The organism is uncultured Clostridium sp., from assembly GCF_937920395.1.
In the GTDB taxonomy this organism is placed as follows: domain Bacteria; phylum Bacillota; class Clostridia; order Clostridiales; family Clostridiaceae; genus Clostridium_AD.
Genome location: NZ_CALEVF010000296.1, coordinates 36,587 through 53,389 on the forward strand (window position 1 = coordinate 36,587; position 16,803 = coordinate 53,389).

28 protein-coding genes are annotated in these 16,803 nt (G+C 35.9%); 7 read left to right on the top strand and 21 right to left on the bottom strand.

Going from position 1 to position 16,803, the window contains the following annotated elements:
• The first annotated feature begins 2 nt into the window (after window positions 1-2).
• The 7 genes from Q0649_RS18630 to Q0649_RS18660 all read left to right on the top strand — a co-directional run bounded on the left by Q0649_RS18630 (window position 3) and on the right by Q0649_RS18660 (window position 7,261).
• Window positions 3-3,842, top strand: coding sequence for a hypothetical protein (locus tag Q0649_RS18630; RefSeq protein WP_298845512.1), 3,840 nt, complete (start codon window positions 3-5; stop codon window positions 3,840-3,842).
• A 131-nt stretch (window positions 3,843-3,973) separates the two neighbouring features.
• Window positions 3,974-4,342: a hypothetical protein gene (locus Q0649_RS18635; protein WP_298845514.1), complete on the top strand. Its 369-nt coding sequence runs from the start codon at window positions 3,974-3,976 to the stop codon at window positions 4,340-4,342.
• A 41-nt stretch (window positions 4,343-4,383) separates the two neighbouring features.
• A complete protein-coding gene (locus Q0649_RS18640; protein WP_298845516.1) occupies window positions 4,384-4,899 on the top strand; it encodes a hypothetical protein in 516 nt (171 codons plus the stop codon).
• 13 nt (window positions 4,900-4,912) lie between these two features.
• Window positions 4,913-5,215 (top strand): hypothetical protein, encoded by a 303-nt coding sequence (locus Q0649_RS18645; protein ID WP_298845517.1) that lies wholly within the window; start codon window positions 4,913-4,915, stop codon window positions 5,213-5,215.
• Window positions 5,216-5,309: 94 nt separating this feature from the next.
• Entirely contained in the window at window positions 5,310-5,909 is a 600-nt protein-coding gene (locus Q0649_RS18650; protein WP_298845519.1) for a glycoside hydrolase family 108 protein, read from the top strand.
• A gap of 40 nt (window positions 5,910-5,949) precedes the next feature.
• A complete protein-coding gene (locus Q0649_RS18655) occupies window positions 5,950-6,468 on the top strand; it encodes a hypothetical protein (RefSeq protein ID WP_298845521.1) in 519 nt (172 codons plus the stop codon).
• A 205-nt stretch (window positions 6,469-6,673) separates the two neighbouring features.
• A complete protein-coding gene (locus Q0649_RS18660) occupies window positions 6,674-7,261 on the top strand; it encodes a hypothetical protein (RefSeq protein WP_298845522.1) in 588 nt (195 codons plus the stop codon).
• Window positions 7,262-7,302: 41 nt separating this feature from the next.
• On the opposite strand, the gene Q0649_RS18665 is transcribed toward Q0649_RS18660, so the two are convergent.
• From Q0649_RS18665 to Q0649_RS18765, 21 genes are all read right to left on the bottom strand, one after another.
• Window positions 7,303-7,503 (bottom strand): hypothetical protein, encoded by a 201-nt coding sequence (locus tag Q0649_RS18665; protein WP_298845524.1) that lies wholly within the window; start codon window positions 7,501-7,503, stop codon window positions 7,303-7,305.
• Window positions 7,503-7,679, bottom strand: a complete 177-nt coding sequence (locus Q0649_RS18670) for a hypothetical protein (protein ID WP_298845526.1) — start codon at window positions 7,677-7,679, stop codon at window positions 7,503-7,505. The genes Q0649_RS18665 and Q0649_RS18670 overlap by 1 nt, the downstream gene beginning before the upstream one ends.
• On the bottom strand, window positions 7,676-7,954 hold the full coding sequence (locus Q0649_RS18675) for a hypothetical protein (protein WP_298845528.1): 279 nt from the start codon (window positions 7,952-7,954) through the stop codon (window positions 7,676-7,678). The genes Q0649_RS18670 and Q0649_RS18675 overlap by 4 nt, the downstream gene beginning before the upstream one ends.
• A complete protein-coding gene (locus Q0649_RS18680) occupies window positions 7,933-8,124 on the bottom strand; it encodes a hypothetical protein (protein ID WP_298845530.1) in 192 nt (63 codons plus the stop codon). Before Q0649_RS18680 ends, Q0649_RS18675 begins: the two co-directional genes overlap by 22 nt.
• A 201-nt stretch (window positions 8,125-8,325) precedes the next feature.
• Window positions 8,326-8,523 (bottom strand): MazG nucleotide pyrophosphohydrolase domain-containing protein, encoded by a 198-nt coding sequence (locus Q0649_RS18685; RefSeq protein WP_298845531.1) that lies wholly within the window; start codon window positions 8,521-8,523, stop codon window positions 8,326-8,328.
• 76 nt (window positions 8,524-8,599) lie between these two features.
• On the bottom strand, window positions 8,600-8,854 hold the full coding sequence (locus tag Q0649_RS18690) for a hypothetical protein (protein ID WP_298845533.1): 255 nt from the start codon (window positions 8,852-8,854) through the stop codon (window positions 8,600-8,602).
• A 59-nt stretch (window positions 8,855-8,913) separates the two neighbouring features.
• Complete coding sequence (locus tag Q0649_RS18695) at window positions 8,914-9,276, bottom strand: hypothetical protein (RefSeq protein WP_298845535.1); 363 nt, start codon at window positions 9,274-9,276, stop codon at window positions 8,914-8,916.
• A 10-nt stretch (window positions 9,277-9,286) separates the two neighbouring features.
• Window positions 9,287-9,649: a hypothetical protein gene (locus Q0649_RS18700; protein WP_298845536.1), complete on the bottom strand. Its 363-nt coding sequence runs from the start codon at window positions 9,647-9,649 to the stop codon at window positions 9,287-9,289.
• Window positions 9,630-9,920 carry a hypothetical protein gene (locus tag Q0649_RS18705; RefSeq protein WP_298845537.1) on the bottom strand — a complete coding sequence of 97 codons (291 nt, stop codon included), beginning with the start codon at window positions 9,918-9,920 and terminating at the stop codon, window positions 9,630-9,632. Before Q0649_RS18705 ends, Q0649_RS18700 begins: the two co-directional genes overlap by 20 nt.
• A 1-nt stretch (window position 9,921) precedes the next feature.
• Window positions 9,922-10,500 (bottom strand): recombination protein NinG, encoded by a 579-nt coding sequence (locus Q0649_RS18710; protein ID WP_298845539.1) that lies wholly within the window; start codon window positions 10,498-10,500, stop codon window positions 9,922-9,924.
• A complete protein-coding gene (locus tag Q0649_RS18715) occupies window positions 10,487-10,804 on the bottom strand; it encodes a hypothetical protein (RefSeq protein ID WP_298845541.1) in 318 nt (105 codons plus the stop codon). The genes Q0649_RS18710 and Q0649_RS18715 overlap by 14 nt, the downstream gene beginning before the upstream one ends.
• 202 nt (window positions 10,805-11,006) lie before the next feature.
• On the bottom strand, window positions 11,007-11,177 hold the full coding sequence (locus tag Q0649_RS18720) for a hypothetical protein (protein WP_298845542.1): 171 nt from the start codon (window positions 11,175-11,177) through the stop codon (window positions 11,007-11,009).
• A gap of 48 nt (window positions 11,178-11,225) precedes the next feature.
• Entirely contained in the window at window positions 11,226-11,444 is a 219-nt protein-coding gene (locus tag Q0649_RS18725; RefSeq protein WP_298845544.1) for a hypothetical protein, read from the bottom strand.
• Window positions 11,445-11,607: 163 nt separating this feature from the next.
• Window positions 11,608-11,802 (bottom strand): hypothetical protein, encoded by a 195-nt coding sequence (locus tag Q0649_RS18730; protein WP_298845546.1) that lies wholly within the window; start codon window positions 11,800-11,802, stop codon window positions 11,608-11,610.
• A complete protein-coding gene (locus Q0649_RS18735) occupies window positions 11,799-12,452 on the bottom strand; it encodes a hypothetical protein (RefSeq protein WP_298845548.1) in 654 nt (217 codons plus the stop codon). The genes Q0649_RS18730 and Q0649_RS18735 overlap by 4 nt, the downstream gene beginning before the upstream one ends.
• 1 nt (window position 12,453) lies before the next feature.
• A complete protein-coding gene (locus Q0649_RS18740; RefSeq protein WP_298845549.1) occupies window positions 12,454-13,734 on the bottom strand; it encodes a hypothetical protein in 1,281 nt (426 codons plus the stop codon).
• A gap of 353 nt (window positions 13,735-14,087) precedes the next feature.
• Complete coding sequence (locus Q0649_RS18745) at window positions 14,088-14,261, bottom strand: hypothetical protein (protein ID WP_298845551.1); 174 nt, start codon at window positions 14,259-14,261, stop codon at window positions 14,088-14,090.
• Window positions 14,258-14,758 (bottom strand): 3'-5' exonuclease, encoded by a 501-nt coding sequence (locus Q0649_RS18750; protein ID WP_298845553.1) that lies wholly within the window; start codon window positions 14,756-14,758, stop codon window positions 14,258-14,260. Before Q0649_RS18750 ends, Q0649_RS18745 begins: the two co-directional genes overlap by 4 nt.
• A gap of 64 nt (window positions 14,759-14,822) precedes the next feature.
• The gene (locus tag Q0649_RS18755) at window positions 14,823-15,059 is read right to left on the bottom strand and encodes a hypothetical protein (RefSeq protein WP_298845555.1); all 237 of its coding nucleotides are present in this window, start codon (window positions 15,057-15,059) and stop codon (window positions 14,823-14,825) included.
• 214 nt (window positions 15,060-15,273) lie between these two features.
• Window positions 15,274-16,614: a hypothetical protein gene (locus tag Q0649_RS18760; RefSeq protein WP_298845557.1), complete on the bottom strand. Its 1,341-nt coding sequence runs from the start codon at window positions 16,612-16,614 to the stop codon at window positions 15,274-15,276.
• Window positions 16,614-16,802 (bottom strand): hypothetical protein, encoded by a 189-nt coding sequence (locus Q0649_RS18765; protein ID WP_298845559.1) that lies wholly within the window; start codon window positions 16,800-16,802, stop codon window positions 16,614-16,616. The genes Q0649_RS18760 and Q0649_RS18765 overlap by 1 nt, the downstream gene beginning before the upstream one ends.
• Window position 16,803: the final 1 nt, after the last annotated feature.

The following is a 16,803-nucleotide window of genomic DNA, read 5'->3' on the forward strand; positions in this document are numbered from 1 at the left end:
ATATGGCAACTACACCACAGCCGAATAGCACCAATACGAATTTTGTAAATGGGCTAGAGTCTTCTAAATTCCTGAACATACCAAACTTGGCTATTCCAGATATTGCAGGATTGAAGCAGGGGGCATTAAACTATTTTACTAGTGTTTCCAAGTTGGCAACATGGAATGGTACGACTTGGGTTTATCTTCAGAGTGAGGCTAATGCAGATGGTAAATTTGTTCCATTGACTCGTAATTTTACAATCAATGGAGTTACTCATGACTTGAGTGTGGACAGAACATTCACTATACCAACTGTAACTGTAGATGCTGTCCCAACATTTGGGTCTTTAAATGCTGTCCAGTCAGGAGGAACTTATAATGCTTTACAAACAAAAGCTAACTTAAATGGGGGAAATACTTTTAATGGTTTTCAGAGTGTTAATGGGGGGATTTCAGCTATTGATATCAATGCTAGTAATACTCTTTCTATAAGTAAGTTTGGGCTTATTCAGGCATCTTTAAATTTATTTTCAAATGCTTCCTTTGTTAAAGGGGGGTTATTTGTAAATAGAGCTAATGGAGCTGGTGTTCATCAGGGTGGGGTTACAATTTTGCCTCAAGATGATTTAGTGGGGAATGTTACTTTATTTACGCCTAGGTTATCTGGTACGATAGCAAGATTAGAAGATATACCGGTTATTACAATTGATGCCAATCCTACAAGTGGATCTAGTAACGCGGTAAGCTCTGGTGGTGTATTTACAGCATTACAAGGGAAGCAGAATAACTTGTCACTTACTACAACTGGTACAAATGGAACAGCTACATTTGTAGGTTCCGTATTAAATATCCCTGTTGTAGATCTAAGTGGATATCAATTATTATCTCAAAAAGGAGTTGCAAATGGTTATGCGAGTTTGGGTATCGACGGAAGGGTTCCGGCTGCTCAGCTACCCGTAGGAGCGCAAGTATACAAAGGTACATGGAACGCATCTACAAATACGCCAACATTAGCTGATGGGACTGGAACTGCTGGATGGACTTATAGGGTTGTTGTCGGTGGTACTCAAAATTTAGGATCAGGCAGTATTACATTCGTAGCAGGAGATGATGTGATATATAATGGTACTGTATGGCAACGTAATCCGGCTTCCATGGCTGTATCTAGTGTGAATGGGATGACTGGTGCAGTTGTCTTAAATCTAAGCATATATGAGTTGCTATCCAATAAACAATCTGATTTAACACCAAGTACAACTAAGTATCCGACTGCTAATGCTGTGAATACTGGTCTTGGATTGAAAGCGAATTTAAATGGCGGTAATACCTTTACTGGTGGAGACCAATTAATTCCGTCAGATTCGATTAAGGCTAATGGAGTGTATTTCAATTATAATAGCTTAGATTATATAGGGTTAACTACGATAGTAACTAGAGGGGGAGGATATTTACAGGAAAGCGGGGGTATTCAGATTTATTCACGTTTAATAACTGATAGAACTATTTTTAAAAAAGCCACAATTGCTTCTAGTTGTGATCAAACCTCTGACATTGGCTTGTTTTTGCCTACTTTAAGTGGAACTTTAGCGCGAATAGAAGATATTCCAAATCTAAGTGGCTATGCTGTTTTAGCTAACAACAATACATTTACCGCGCAGAATACTTTCACGGGAGGAATGATAACAAATCAATTCTCTTATCGTGGCGTTTCGAATGCAAGAGAATATATAAATATGACTACAGTCGTATCTAGCTCAACTTATGTTTCAGGTAAATTAAATTTAATTACTGATAGGGTTGATGGGACTGGATCTAGATATACAACTGATATAACTCAATCTGTCACTATAGGTTCTAATGTAAGCTTAAGGTTACCTAATTCAAGTGGCACCTTAGCCTTGTTAACAGACATCCCTTCGTTGGCTGGATACGAACTATTATCTAATAAGCAGAATAGTTTAGCTACTGATGTTACTAATACTAAATATCCTACAGTTAGTTCTGTTAATTTAAGGGCGCCATTTGTTACCCCGGAAGAGTATGGAGCTGTGGGGAATGGTACGACAGATGATAAAACAGCTCTTCAGAATGCGATTAATACAGGTCTTCCTGTTCGGTTAGCAAGGAAAAAATATTACATCAGTGGCAGTATAACCATTCCCGGAGGGACAAACATAACCGGAGCGGGAGCTGGTGGCGCGTCAAATATTTACATTAATTCTAATAACCCTATTTTTATTATTGCAGGACATGATATAATCATAGATAAAGTTTCATTTACTGGGTCGGACTTAACGCCTAGTTCTACTCCCACTTATCCCAATCAAAACGGGATAAGTGTTCTTGGATCGAGTAGCCTCTTAAATGATTGGCACAGGATAGTAATTAACAATTGTTCTTTTTATGGCCTTAATGGGGCAGGAATTTATATTGGATATAATGGTACTTGGACAGAATTCGATGGTGTACAAATAGCAAATAGCTATGCCAAAAAATGTACATATGGCTTTTTTTGTGATGTGCGCGGAGAATATAATACATTTACTGGATGTAAATCATATGCGTGTTATATGGGATTTAGAGATGCTGGGGGTAATAATATATTTAGTAGTGGCTTATTATCCGGTAACAGTATCGGAGCATATCTTACAGGAGGGGAGAACAATGCTCATTCTATAATTGGGAACACATTAATTAATCATAATTCTATTTATGGTGTACAGACATCGGGTGTTACTTTAGGGTGGAACTTAACGAGCTGTGAAATATATTCAAATGACATATACATTGACACTTCAATTGGAATAAAATTCACTGTTTGTGATATATCAGTGCCTAATATTTACTTTAAGAATTCTAGTAGTATAGAGTTGATAGACATTAAATTTACCACTACTCCTAATATTTATCTTAGTTGGAATGGCACTGATAATACAGGAACACCAAGTGATGTTGTATTTTTTAATCCTAAGTTTTGGGCTAGTTTGCCGGGAGGAATTATCTATAATCAACTTATTAACGGATTAACGATTTCAAGTGGATCACTTAGTCTTCCAAGTGGTAATATATCAATGAATGGTGGAATATCAATGAACGGTAATACCGGAACAACTATTCAAATGATGGCTAATGGAAGTAGTGCTGTTTTGATGTCTCCTACTTATAACATCATAGGCTCAGGAAATGTTGCTGATTTTAACACTTACATCTATGGTAATAATCCCTATGCAATCTGGACAAATGGTGTTAAAAGATTTCATGTTGATGGAGGTGGAAATGTAGGTATAGGAACAAATAGTCCGCAACAGAGTTTTGTTGTATCAAGTAACGGAGGTACTGGAATTGAGTTTGCAATAAATCAATTATCAGGCTTGAATATAATTCAAAGCTATGATAGATCTGCATCAGTATATAAAGATTTAGAGTTAGTAGGAAGTAATGTCAATGTGCCAACCCCTGTGAATTCTAAGAATGCTACAACTAAGGCTTATGTAGATGGAAAAACAGAATCTGGGGTATATACACCTACTGTGACTATATCGAGCGGTGCTTCTACAGCTACAGCAAATACACATCATTATTCTAGAGTAGAAAATCAGGTTACTGTTACAGGATCTCAAAATATAACTACATCTTCTGCTATTACTGTAGATTTATTAATCACGTTGCCTATTGCATCCTCATTCACTAGTACATATGATTTAGTAGGTTCTGGAACTATGAATGTACCTTTTAACACTATTTCAGGTAATTTAAGAGTAGTAGGAAATCTTGGGTCACCTAGAAAAGCTGATATTCTATTTCAGGGTGCTAATGGAAGTTTTACCATATTCTACACGTTCATGTATACAGTAGTATAGCGTTATAATAATAAATAGTTTTTACCTTTATTGGATCAAACACGAAATAATATGAGAAATTACAACATGCCAGACCCGCCAGTAGAGCGACCGAATGTACCACCATTAGCTGAACCAGAAGAGTAAAGCTTATGAAAAAGAATTGGATTGTCATTTCTTTAGCACTATACTATATCAGTATAGTGCTTTTCATCCTACAGGACAGTAGTCCTTTTTGGACGGCCTATTATTGGATCATACATGCTTATTTAGTTATAATGTGTCTATCGTTTAACTTCAAGGTTATAAAAACTCAATTAGAGTTATCAGTTATATTTTTTACCCTATTATTCAGAGGATCTTTATTAGCGTGGTATGTGTTTAAACTAGGCTTGAAAATTGATGCAACTTTATCTGTAAATAATTGGGTATTTTGGACATCACTAGGTTTATCCGGGATATCAGCTTTGATGTATTATAAATATAGAAAATCAATATCATGGAAGATCATAAAGAGATAAGTTATATGAGACCAGCATTTTCAGCTTTCGCTATAGCCCTATTGTTCTCTGCCTTTATACAGTCGTGTGGAGCATCAAGAGCCGGAATAAGCAATCAGCTTGCAATAGCAGATGTAAGTGGGGTAGTTGTAGTCAAGGATACGGAGACTCCCTCTACAGAGCTTAAAAAGTATCTTAATGTAGAGCAGGGGTATGTTCCTAAAGATAGTTCTATTACGATAGCTAAAATAACACCTCGTTTGGATACTATAATCACTAGGCCTGTTGTTTTGGATCCTTACAACATCAGTCTAAATAACCAGAGAAAGATCATAGATTTGCTGATCAATAAAGACAATGAGGTAAAGCATTTAAGAAAGCAGGTTGATAAGTTGTCTGCTAAGACTACTGTCACGACTAACCAGAAGAACGATGCATTAAGTATGGAAACTGTTTGGGGAATGGGGCAATATATTTTGGGATTTGGTGGGATTGTAATTGTTCTCATGATTATTCAAATTGTAATCTTATTGAAGAAGCATAAAGCAATATTACATAGTTACATCCAAACCATTTGATCCTTACACTACCATGGAAGAAGTAAATGAAAAATTAAAGCCACCTGTAACGCTAAGGGAGGTAGTAACAGATTGGGCTATAAATTCCTTCTTCGGTTTTTATATGGTTTATTGGTGGCTTGGAACAGAGTCTAGTAAATTGGATATCACTACAGCATTTGGGATTAAATTCTTTGCAATAACCAAAGCTATGATTTTGTTGATCTCAATGGGATGTGCAATATTAGGTGGCTACCGGTTATTCAAGATCCTGATCAGGTTAAAGAAATCAGTTAAGTTCATAGATATTGGAGATGATGTCGGAAAGATTAGCTAAATGCTTTAACAAGTGTTATTGAGCTGTGTATTAGGTTACATGGCTTTTTTTTATGCAGAATAGTTACCTTTGAATAAACTAAAGCAAAATTATCATGGCAATTTTTAAACCAGAAGTCCTTAAATCAATTAGAGCAATAGAAGGCGGTTGGGTAAACGATCCTGATGACAGCGGTCAAGAAACATTTTTGGGTATTGCAAGAGCTAAAGATCCGAATCCTGCTGTATGGGCTATTGTGGATGATATCAAGAAGCGTAATCCTATATTCACTAAACAGGCTCAGGACGGAAATCCAAAGAACCTGAATAGTCTTTTATATGCGAACAAAGAATTAAATGACTTAATTGATAATATATATCAAAGGTCTTATTGGGATGTAAATAGATTAGGTGAAATTAACGATCAACAATTAGCTGCTAATGTCTGTGATTGTGGAGTTAACTGTGGCACTAAGACTTCTGCAATAATGCTTCAAAAGGCCTACAACTTAACAACAGATAAAGGTAAGATATCAGAAGACGGTGCAATAGGTGGTAAGACGTTGGGTGCTATTAATGATTCAGATGCTGAAGTCATTTATAATAAGTATAATGAATTAAGAGTTGCTTATTATGAGAACATTATTGCAAGAAAGCCTTCTCAAGCGAAGTTTCGTAAATCTTGGATGAGTCGAGTTAAACCTTATGTAAATTGATATGGAGAAGCAAACTAATAACCCTGTAGGGTGGATGATATTGGGATACATTGCGCTAATGATTGCAATAATACTTATAGTGTTAATGAGTGGATGTGGCGCAAGGAAGGTTGAAACGTCTATTAACAAGACGACTGATAAGTATTCTGATAAGATGACTAGTGAAGGAGTAGTAAGCAAAACTAATAGTTCTGTGGACAGCTCTTCATTGGTATCAAAGATTAATAAAGGGGATGAGTCAAAGGAAAGCCGGGTGACTGAACTATTCAATGAGAATGGAACGCTAAAACAGCGCATTACAGAGCTTTTAAATCGTAAGTCGTTTGATACTTCACAATTCGTACAAAAGTCTGTCAAAACTCTTTATATCAATACAGATTCGACGTTTAACAATACGCATTACATTACAAGAGATATTAACCATTACATTAAGGACAAGAAAAGTGATGCTAACAACAACTCTTTATATCTTATGCTGTTTGGTTTGGGAGTCTTTGCTATTGTTGCGGTATTCGTTTACAGATATGTTACCAGAGTTAAAGTACCTAAAGCTGAATAATATGCCAGATGATAAAAACCCCAAGATAGTAACCAAAGGTGCAAGTCCAATGGTTAGTGATTTGCTCCCTGAAATTAGGAGTCAATTCCAATTTGTTAAGGATTATGCTAGTTCGCCAAAGTATAAAGAACGCTTGAGTAAAATGGTGAATGCTGAACGTAATTTACAGCAACCTTTATCTGCACAACCGTTTGTTAATGAAGTGATGTCCGGATCCAGAACAGATGCGCCTACTGATGTTGTGGTTAGTGACATCATGAATAACAACGGTCAGAGATTGAATGCTCTTAGTCAGGGTAAAATTAGTATTAGTGATACTGATTTAGGAAGGAATACAGCTGGGGGATATGATAGTTCTTATAAAGATGTAAGGCTGAATGAAGACCTTACAAGAGCTAATCCAACTGTGCCGGCTCATGAGTTCTCACATGCTATCAATAATGGCCAACAACCTTATTCACCAGCATTTGACGAGAAGTATTTGAAGAAGATATTTATTCCACCTACGAATAGCAGGTTTGAGGGGGAGGTTCAGAAGCCAACAGAAGTGAAGGCTCGTTTAGATGCGATTAGATATTTAGGCGCGAAGAAAGGAATATTTGATGCCGGTAAGACTGACTTCACTCCCCAAGATTTTAGGAAGTTAATGAAGGATAAAGAAATTAGTAATGATTACAACTTCAAACAGATATTAGACCAATTGCCAAAGGATAGGCAGGAGAAAGGTTTTGTTTGGTTGATGAATGAAATTGCTAGTAATAACCAGCCGAGCGCCAATGAGGATTTGGTGTAAATGTAAAAGCCCTATGACAAATCGCATAGGGCTTATTTGTTTTAGCTTACTTTATCGGGGACTTCAAGAAAGTCAAATAGTTCATTTCTTAGTTCATCAATACCCATTGTAGTAGCAGTACTATGACCATAAGCCGGATGACCTAAATTCTGAGTGGCCTGTAAAAGTTTAGATTCTGTTTCTTTTAAAATGTCCAACAATTCTTCTCTTGTTAGTTTTTCTGAATTTTCACTCTTCGCCATTACTTTTTGTTTTTAAGATCCGTTATTTCATTCCTTGCTTCTTGAGCTAAAAATTTAATACTCTGTAGGCCTTTTCTGAGACGACTACCTGCTGCTGAATTACCAGCCCCATAGAATTTGTTTGCATCAGTCTCTAAGTCTGCTACAAGTGCTTTAATTGATTCGAATTTGTTCATGTTGTTTTTAAATTAGATTGTTTATTTCTGTTTGTTAATACTTTATTGTCTTCCCGGAGATCATTGATTAATAGTTCAAGTGCTTTAATTTGAGACTTTTTGATTTCAAGTTCCCTGAGTAGGTTTACTGAAGGGCAGATCTTTAATGCTTTAGTGAATAGCATCAAGCACATGTCGAACCCTTTTTTATTCTCATCATAATCAGGGAGACGTTCTGAAACTAAAGTAAGTCGTCTGTGAAGTTGAATGATATTTATTTCGTTGATGTCTGACATTGTTCTTCGATTTTAGTTATACACTCGTCATTACAAATTTCAGTATCAGGGAAGCCGGGCACTTTCATTAATGCAGTATACCTTATCCCTCTACTAGTTGCGTATGATTCAACAAGAGTTTCATCTTCTATCCAGTAGTGTAAGTGTGCTTCATGGCGGGGAAGGCGCATGTATTCTCTTCTTCTTTTGAGGCCTTTCCTGATCTCCATAATGATATGATATAATGCAAACAGGCCAACACATATTGATACTATAATTAATTCTCTGAGGGGGATGTAGTAAGGAGCCATTGTTTCTTCTTTTTAGTTTGATATTCTTTCCAGCTCATATATATAACTACTAAGCTGGACTTAGTTTTGTAGGTATACATGCTATTCATCTTGAATCTTATCTTTTAAAGTGTTAACTTTTAAGTTGATGATACGTTGTATTTCAATCTGATTAAATACTAATCTCATTTGAGTCATCATAATGAATACATCGGCCATTTCCTCTTCAACATTGTGTTGTCTCCCTCTTTTGTATTTGCAAAGAGCTTGGATCAATTCGGAACATTCCTCGATACACATATCAATTTGGTTATTGACACCGTTCTTAACCAATGTCTCTTTAAGAATTAGCTCTTGTTTTAGACTAAGATTCATATTATTCAAATATTTGTTCAATCCTGAAGTTAAGGTGATCTTCTACTGTGGAATAAATCTCTTGCCATTTCTCAATCTCATCATCTATGCAAGATTCAAGAGAGATAGCCAGTAGCATTTGTGCTTGGTCTTGTATGGCCTTTATGTCGGCTATGGACAGCGAACTTAATTTATCAAGTATCTTATCCATTTGTGAAGGTTCAGTAGCTTGTGTAGCTTTATTTTCGATCTTGTCGAATTCAAATTTTATTCCCATGATTTTTAAGGTTAAGCACCCTACCGGATGATAGAGTGCTGGTGAATAATTTAGTTACATCAGAAGGGGAGGTCACTTTCTGGTTCAATTACTGGTGCTGATGCTTCCTCTCTTCCAGCCCATGCAATTGCATTACCAATAATAGGTATAGCTTTCTTTTGTTCCTCTGTCAATGAAGAAAATTCTTCTTTGCTATACTGTTGTTTTACAATGTGAGTGTCAAGACTACCTGCTATTCGTTTAGCTGGATCAGTAGGCCAAGCATTAAGATCTAAATATACTCCACCTTTATCACCTTTAAACAGCCTGTTTAATTCAATAGGTATGATCAAGCAATCTATCATATCACCTGCTTTATTCTTTTGTTTTTGAATGGCGCATTTTAGAACGGCCAAGTTCAATTTTACTGAGAAACTATCCATATTTATGTTATTATTTGTTTAATTGTTCTGCTATAAATTCTGTTGGGGGGTGTTCTTTGTCAAATGTCTCAAACGCATCCATCATGTCAGACATTTGTGCTGTGTCCATTGTGGAAAAGTATTTGAATACCCGGTGCATTTGTGTAGCGTGATCATATTTAGAATGCTCATAGTCCAATGATTTAACCATACTTGCCAAAGATAGGTGTACTTGTGTAATACTTTCTTTAATGCGCCTGATATGATTGTTGACAATAGGATTTTTGAAGCGTGCATCAACCAAATCTGATTGAACCTCTATATCTGCCACATCCATGAGTACAGCTATTGTTTGACAATGCCGTAATATTCGTTTAACTTTTTCTTCGTTCATATTCTTCTTGAGTTTTCAAAAATGATTCGTATGCTTCTTTAGATAACATAACCGGGTTAGGTTTCCCATTCGTCTCAATATATTTCTTAAATTCATCAATAATCCTATTCCTATCATTGTAAATTTGTTCCATTACTTTAAATGGACTTACACCGTCAGCAAGCCAAATCACAGCCATTTTAGCTAAAGGATCAGTTTGATGTTTTTCTCTAAATTCAGGAGAAAATATCTTTAATATTTCTTCATGTTTTATTTCATCTTGATATCTCATATCATTTATATTTTTCTATTAAAAGTTCCAATTCATAACGATCCCACTTGAAAGGTTTATTGTGTAATTCTTTAAGCTTTTTCATGCGTTCTAAGCCTATCTTTTCAAGTAGCCTTAGTTTGTATCCAATGAGGTGATTTGAGTCCATACGGTTGCATTGAACACACTCTCCATGATTATTATCTTCATTGAATCTTGTCATTGCAAATGTCTTCGGATAGAAATGGCCACAGTCCATTTCCTTATTGCTTTTATACTGACCGCAACTGATGCAAATGAAAGTCCTATCAGGAAGTGTATCCCTCTTTCTAATCCAAGCATTAAAGACCTTCTCTGCTTGTTGTAAAATAAATTTTAGTTGAATCTTACCAGTTTTAGTTTTAGGCCTTATAACGGTCAGTATAGTAGGTGCATTATTAAAGTGACCTTTCCCTATAGCTTGATCTAATTCTTCAGTTGGGGTTGTTTCTTTTGGTTGAGAATCGAAGCATTGTTTGCACATTTGTGGCCGATCTCTTGTCTTAGACTTCCAAATGACCTTCTGTTTCAAGCATACGCCACACTCCTTAGTCTTTCCCATCGTTATTTTTCAAGTATAAATTCATATTAAAACTGTTACGGATTATTTCCATTTCCTGATCAAGCCGTTCAATATAATATTCGTATATTCTATTGGCCACTGGTAAAGGTTTAAAATCAATATTAATAATGCTTATTCCTGTACCATAGTTCCCTAAAATGTCCTTATATACAAGTGGGTAAGCTTTACATTTGCTAATCCATTCTTTCATTGGGTTCCAGCCCATGAAGACTTTAAGTGGTGGAATTACGATATTCGTTTCTCCATAATTTACGTTTAAGATTTTGTTTTCTTGATTCTTCATGTGTTTTTTGTTTGAATAGTTGATCTTTAGATAAAAAGTCAGCTTTAGAAAGTAACCTCATATTTGAAGGAGATGAGAATCTTTTACGTTGTTGATATTTAAATCTAAGCCAATACAAATACTCTTTGAATTTAATAATTGTCATGATTTCAAATGTAATGCCTACCCACAGAATGGATTCCCGGTTAGGGGTAGGACTTGGTTATTTTAGTTGGTTAACTATTTCGTCCCTCAATTCTTCCGGTGGCTCTTCGTCTAATGAATGTCGAACGACTATACAATCTTCTTCAGATATAACTTCGAACCAAAATGGCATAAACATAAAATTCTTATTTGTTTTAGCATTGCTCACTATAGTACTGTTTGCTTTCAAGAAGTCAAATTCTTCTTTTTTGATTTTTTCTAAATAGCTACTCATGATTTATATTTCTATGATTATTCTAACAAACTCTTTTTCATTTGGATGTCTATACCGGCTCTCTCTGTCACGATAGCTTATAGCCTCAGCTATTGCTATATTTTGATCGAAAGGTTCCCCAAATCGTGAGGGCTGACCTTCTTCGAAGCCAGCAACATGTTTCCAGTTAGTGTGATCAATACTTCTTTCGAGTGTATATCTCTTAGCTCTTTGATGTGCCATTTTTAAAACGTTTAGAGTAAAATGATTCTGATTTGTCTGGTTTGCATATGTAAGACATATATGCATCCAATGTACAGGCTTTAATTCTTTCCTGCTGTTTGGCTATCTGCTTTGCGAGTTGGGCGGTCATTGGCCTGTCGTGAGGTCTGTATGTCATAGTACCTTATTCTGTTTCTAAAAATTTAATTATTTTTGTTTTTCCAGTCAGTTTTGAATGTTCTAATTCTAACTGAGCGGATTTCAACATTGCATTTGATGTAGCCACAAGAGTTTTGCCTTGCCCTACCTCGATAGTACCATCTTTTACTCCTATGAATACTTTTACTAACTCGTCTCTTAGTTCTTTTGCGTTTCTCATCTTATTGATCTTTTAAGTAATAATAAATATTTGTGTGCTTCTATCAGATATGGATGGGGCGTGAAGTCACGTATCGTTAAATTTGATTGGTGCTTATTTAAGCCTGATCTGATACATTGTAAAACCTCTCTAGTAGTTATATCTAATTCTTTATCCTGTATAGCTTCACATTCTTTGCATATATAATGTCTTTTATCTGGAAAAATTAAATAACCTTGAAATTCAATTACATGTTTGTCTTTTCCACATCCTAAACACTTCTTAGTTCCATTTTTGCCTTCTCGTCTATACCTAGCCTCTTTTTCTTTTGCTCTTACTTTTGGCTGTCTACAGTACTCAATATGGTAAGGCATTCTCTTTTTCCGTTGTTCACGGTATTTATCAGGATTTTCTGCGTAACTTTTCTTGAAGGCTTCTTTCTTTTTCTGTTTAATACGTTTTTGGTTATTTTTTCTATACTCATCATCATACTTAGCCTTTTCTGCTTTAAGTTGCTCATGAGTCTTATTTAGCCTCCTCCCTAACCCTGCACATATCTTCCCACAATATTGTGGGGCATCCCTTTTAATAGATTGATTGTAGTATGCCATATGCTTCTCATATTGTTTTTTGCATACAGGACAAACTAATGATATAGTGCTTTCAGCCATATTATCTATGTTTTGATTTGCAATAAGAAGCTATTAGCATCCCATCACAATCAGGGTGTAGAATTAATTTGGTATTTGGAAATAATCTATTGCCAACACTTTTAGATGCTGTCTTCAAGTCGTCTCCTGTTATGCCTACTGGAAGCAAAGCCTTTTGCCATGCTTTAGAGTCTTCAACTTGATATGGCAAGCCTAACGTCTCAAGTATAGTAATAGTTGCCTCAAAGCAGCGTATCGCACTCATAGAAGCATTGAATCGAGTAGAGTTAATCATTGGTCGTTCAATCATCACCATAGAGCCTTCTCCGACAAATTTAAACAGTTCTGCAAGTTCTAAAGGTTGTACACGATTGATCATCTTCTTGGCCTTCGTATAGTCCTGTTCTTTTTTAACCGGAGTAATAAAGAACTCATATGTGCCATCTTCGTATATGATTCCTACAGATCCGCTGACTCCATTGTCTATTCCAACAAAACTCCTTTGAACAGTAGTTTGAGTTCTTTCAGGAGTTGGGAAGTCTTTCTTGAATACTCTAGCCTTTTTTTCTTTTGGAATTGGTTCATCCAATTTGTTGAATAATTCAAGTCCATGATCTTTAATCCCGTTGCGTTCCTGAGCCTCTTTCATGCCTTGGGGCATTGAATCATAATTTATTTGAGGGCAATTACCCCTGATTTCAGTATCAAGTATAGAATGATCCTTAGTAGGTATTTTGTCGAACTGTTCTTTAACAATATCGATTCGATCTTGATAAGCTCCGGAATCAAAATATAAATCAACATCGTCATCTGTTGGAATTGGGTCATTCATTACTTCTTTGAAAAATTGTTCAGTAGAACGGCTGTTTTTGAGTTTAGCGTGTTCATCAGTGACATCTATTCCGTATTTATCCTTCAGATCTTCTGTAGTCAGTTTCTCTGAGTGATAACCAACTCCTTGTTCTTTAGCCTTCTCTTTATTTTCTAATATAATTTGTTCTTCAGAAGGGGGAGAGATAAAATCTATAGATACTTTTTGCTTATCAACCTGTCTCCGTTGCTTCTTGTCAAATTCGCTCATTGTTTTAAGCTCTTCAACGGTGGCTTCTCTTGCCTCAAGCATCTTGAAGTCTCGTAATGATAAATAGTCTGGTATAGCCTTTCTATATGCCTCATAGCGATCCAACTGAGATCCTTCTAATTCTTTTGCCGGCTCTGGTGTTGCCTCTGGAATAACCGGCTCTTCTTTTTTAAACTGTGAGGCGAATTTGCTGAATAAGTCCATATTACTTAATTTTTTCAATTACTTTAAGGAATCCAATAGCTATCAGAAAAGCCCATATCAAGGCAGGGAATATGTAACATCCCATAATATCTCCGACTGTTATTCTGTTAGCTCCTATTTTATGGATTAGAATACTAATGTAGTAGCCTGAAAAGCCACTTAATGTTACCCAAATTACAAGGGCTAATATAAATATGATGTTCTTTTTCATAATGCTAGTTATTAGAATGGGAATACAAAACTTACTACCCACAAGTGTTTATCAAATTCTGTTAGAATTACATATCTTCTTTTGAATATCGCTGTTGGCATTTTGCCGGATATGTAAACACACCTGCGACAAAACCAGTACCTTTTGAATAGTATCATAACTATATGATTGGATATTTTCCTTTTAATTGTTCAATTAACCTTTTTACTGTTGCTTTGGTGTAACCGACGGAAACCCAAGGTTCACGTTCAGATTCCAATTTTTCTCTCAAAGTTTCCAGATTGCCTAGTATTATTTCCACATCTTCCTTTTTTATTCCTTTTATTTTGCTCATAATTCTTGAGGTAAAGTGATAACACCACGTTTGATTAGTTCGAATAGGCAATCTCCACAGGCAACCACATCAGCAAGGGCTTCGTGATTTCCTTCAAATCCTTTATTAAATAAAATCTGATGTAACTCAACTAATGAAGCCCATTTAAAGCTCCCATATCTCCCCGGCAGCTGACAAAAATCAACTGAACTTAGCATGGTGCATATCCAAGTGTAGGCTTTCTTTTCAGGAGCCATTTTATAGCGTATTAGCTCTGCTCCAAGCACGTTCTTGTCAAATGCAGTATTATGACATACAATAACTGAACATGTGCTAAAATCGGCTAAAAATAGTCTGAATACTGATTCAATAGGAAATCCGTCTGTTTCACATCTTTCAGTAGACATGTTATTTTCAATAAAGAACTCTTCTACTGGAATAGTCCAACCATCAGGTTTAATTAAGGATTGGTTTTCTTTGATAAGAGTGCTATCACGCGCATATACTCTCCATGCCAATTGGGTTATCCTAGGCCAATTGTTAAGGTCTGTCATGGGTGCTTTAAAGTTTAAAGCCTTTCCATTACTTTCTACGTCGTATACTAAAATGTTGTTCATTCCATATTGGTTTTGGGTAAATTTTAAAATAAGATTCTCTTAATTTTTCAAGCTGTATTTCAAGTTGAACTATTCTTCTTTTCACACTTCCATGAGGGTCTTCAAACTTTTTAAGGTATATCTGACATTCTTCTAGTTTTCCTTGGAGTGGTTGTATTTCTCTTGACAGCTCACGAAGCTGTTGTTTAGCTTGCTTGGTCATGATTATTAGTTTAGTTGGTGGGGAAGGACTCGAACCTTCATGAGTTACCGATATTATATAGCCCCAGCTGAACATCTGTGCGCATTCAGGGTCGGATCTATTTACTGGTTGTTTTTATGGCCGGGTCTTTAAGCAGCTATATGCCCATGTTTTCAAACAGTATTAAACTCTTAGTCTTTAACGTCTCCTTTTCCGTCACCCACCAACCGTATTTTTAAGATACGGCAATAAGTACAAATTTCAATTTCTCAAAAGTCACTTCGATATCTCCCTGAGTTACGATTTCTTGATTAGATGCCATCTCATGAGCATAGTCTTCAAAATCAGGATGATATATTCTCTGAATGAATCCTACACCCATTGGAAATTCAATGAATGGATCCAAAGCATCAAATTGTAGCACTACGGTTGTAAGGCCATTATCAGTTACTATGTTGCTTATTTGTTCTTCAGCCTCTAAATCGCTAAAATCAGAAGTTGTTTCTAATTTAGGTTCATCAAAGAAAGGCAGATCTTCATTATTGTCTGCTTGGTAGTCTATGGCTGGGATAACTGATTTTGGGGTAGCTGAAGGGAATGGTAAAGGATGTTCTTTTTGGGCTGGAATTGCAGGAGCAGATATAAAATCTATAATACCATCTATAGTGCTAATATCTGGTACATCTAAACCTAGAATGTCCTTATACTCATCTGCTGAATATTGAAATGAGAGAAGCATTTCGTCCCATTCTTCCTCAGCAGAATTATCAATCATAATAGTACATACAGAATTCCCATTTGAATCTTCATATTTGTCTCCGTCAGGTTCTAAAATGTTAAACCCAGCAAGAGTCAATTCTTTTACACGCAACTTACGTTGTTTCTCAGCCAGTTCTTTTTCTTTGGCCGTGTTTTGTTCGGCTAACTGTGTTTCAAGTAATTTCTGATCAGCTAAACGTTTCTGTTCGTAATCATAAGCATCCTGTATCTCTTGTAAAGCGTTCTTCCACTTCTTGTCATCAAGATCTTTCAACGAAGCAATGCTAACAAATAAGGTGATATCATAATCAAACAAGTAACGTACTCCATCACTTTTGCCCCCAAGGTTAACAATCGTTTCGATACGTTCGGCCATAGCTTTAACCTTCTTGGCCTCTATTGCATCCTTTTCTTTTTGTTTATCATTGTCGATTTTAGTCTTCTTTGCTTTCAAAGCTTCCTCTTTTGATTTGAAGTCATTTATGATAGTAGATATATCATTTTTAACTGACTCGTACCACTCTTTAGCTGGGGCAAGCATATTTTGGTCAACTGACTTATCCCAAGCTAACCTAGAGTCTCTAAGCTCCTTAATACCGGCTACTACTAACTTGTAGTTGTCCTTATCGTTTGTACCCTTGATTTCAATGTCCGCGTACTTAGCGTATGCTATACTGATTTTGTCCAAGCAATCTTGCTTATCCAATATCGTAGGTAATGTTGGTTTCTTTAAGTCGCTTGAGAGGACTGGTGTATTCACAGATATAGTTTCTTCAACCACTACCGCTTCTTCTATTTCTTCTTTTTTCTTTGCCATTATAATAATTCTATATCGTTTACATCCTCTAATTCATCATCTTGATAAGATCCAACTGCTGTATATTTCTTGCCATCTTCCCCATCTCCATCTATTCTCCATTCTTCATCTCCTGAGTCATTTTTATCTATCAAATGAACTTGTTGCCAATCAATATTTATTTCTTCTCCACTAATTAAATGATTCATA

Excerpts from the sequence above, each read along its gene's own strand:
- Q0649_RS18635 (WP_298845514.1), top strand. The coding sequence starts at position 3,974 with ATGAAAAAGAATTGGATTGTCATTTCTTTAGCACTATACTATATCAGT.
- Q0649_RS18765 (WP_298845559.1), bottom strand. The coding sequence starts at position 16,802 with ATGAATCATTTAATTAGTGGAGAAGAAATAAATATTGATTGGCAACAA.
- Q0649_RS18705 (WP_298845537.1), bottom strand. The coding sequence starts at position 9,920 with ATGAGATATCAAGATGAAATAAAACATGAAGAAATATTAAAGATATTT.
- Q0649_RS18665 (WP_298845524.1), bottom strand. The coding sequence starts at position 7,503 with ATGGCGAAGAGTGAAAATTCAGAAAAACTAACAAGAGAAGAATTGTTG.
- Q0649_RS18700 (WP_298845536.1), bottom strand. The coding sequence starts at position 9,649 with ATGAACGAAGAAAAAGTTAAACGAATATTACGGCATTGTCAAACAATA.
- Q0649_RS18730 (WP_298845546.1), bottom strand. The coding sequence starts at position 11,802 with ATGAGAAACGCAAAAGAACTAAGAGACGAGTTAGTAAAAGTATTCATA.
- Q0649_RS18690 (WP_298845533.1), bottom strand. The coding sequence starts at position 8,854 with ATGGGAATAAAATTTGAATTCGACAAGATCGAAAATAAAGCTACACAA.
- Q0649_RS18680 (WP_298845530.1), bottom strand. The coding sequence starts at position 8,124 with ATGCGCCTTCCCCGCCATGAAGCACACTTACACTACTGGATAGAAGAT.
- Q0649_RS18745 (WP_298845551.1), bottom strand. The coding sequence starts at position 14,261 with ATGAGCAAAATAAAAGGAATAAAAAAGGAAGATGTGGAAATAATACTA.
- Q0649_RS18695 (WP_298845535.1), bottom strand. The coding sequence starts at position 9,276 with ATGGATAGTTTCTCAGTAAAATTGAACTTGGCCGTTCTAAAATGCGCC.
- Q0649_RS18670 (WP_298845526.1), bottom strand. The coding sequence starts at position 7,679 with ATGAACAAATTCGAATCAATTAAAGCACTTGTAGCAGACTTAGAGACT.
- Q0649_RS18630 (WP_298845512.1), top strand. The coding sequence starts at position 3 with ATGGCAACTACACCACAGCCGAATAGCACCAATACGAATTTTGTAAAT.
- Q0649_RS18755 (WP_298845555.1), bottom strand. The coding sequence starts at position 15,059 with ATGACCAAGCAAGCTAAACAACAGCTTCGTGAGCTGTCAAGAGAAATA.
- Q0649_RS18675 (WP_298845528.1), bottom strand. The coding sequence starts at position 7,954 with ATGTCAGACATCAACGAAATAAATATCATTCAACTTCACAGACGACTT.
- Q0649_RS18685 (WP_298845531.1), bottom strand. The coding sequence starts at position 8,523 with ATGTGTATCGAGGAATGTTCCGAATTGATCCAAGCTCTTTGCAAATAC.
- Q0649_RS18650 (WP_298845519.1), top strand. The coding sequence starts at position 5,310 with ATGGCAATTTTTAAACCAGAAGTCCTTAAATCAATTAGAGCAATAGAA.
- Q0649_RS18660 (WP_298845522.1), top strand. The coding sequence starts at position 6,674 with ATGTCCGGATCCAGAACAGATGCGCCTACTGATGTTGTGGTTAGTGAC.
- Q0649_RS18725 (WP_298845544.1), bottom strand. The coding sequence starts at position 11,444 with ATGGCACATCAAAGAGCTAAGAGATATACACTCGAAAGAAGTATTGAT.
- Q0649_RS18760 (WP_298845557.1), bottom strand. The coding sequence starts at position 16,614 with ATGGCAAAGAAAAAAGAAGAAATAGAAGAAGCGGTAGTGGTTGAAGAA.
- Q0649_RS18735 (WP_298845548.1), bottom strand. The coding sequence starts at position 12,452 with ATGGCTGAAAGCACTATATCATTAGTTTGTCCTGTATGCAAAAAACAA.
- Q0649_RS18645 (WP_298845517.1), top strand. The coding sequence starts at position 4,913 with ATGGAAGAAGTAAATGAAAAATTAAAGCCACCTGTAACGCTAAGGGAG.
- Q0649_RS18715 (WP_298845541.1), bottom strand. The coding sequence starts at position 10,804 with ATGAAGAATCAAGAAAACAAAATCTTAAACGTAAATTATGGAGAAACG.
- Q0649_RS18710 (WP_298845539.1), bottom strand. The coding sequence starts at position 10,500 with ATGGGAAAGACTAAGGAGTGTGGCGTATGCTTGAAACAGAAGGTCATT.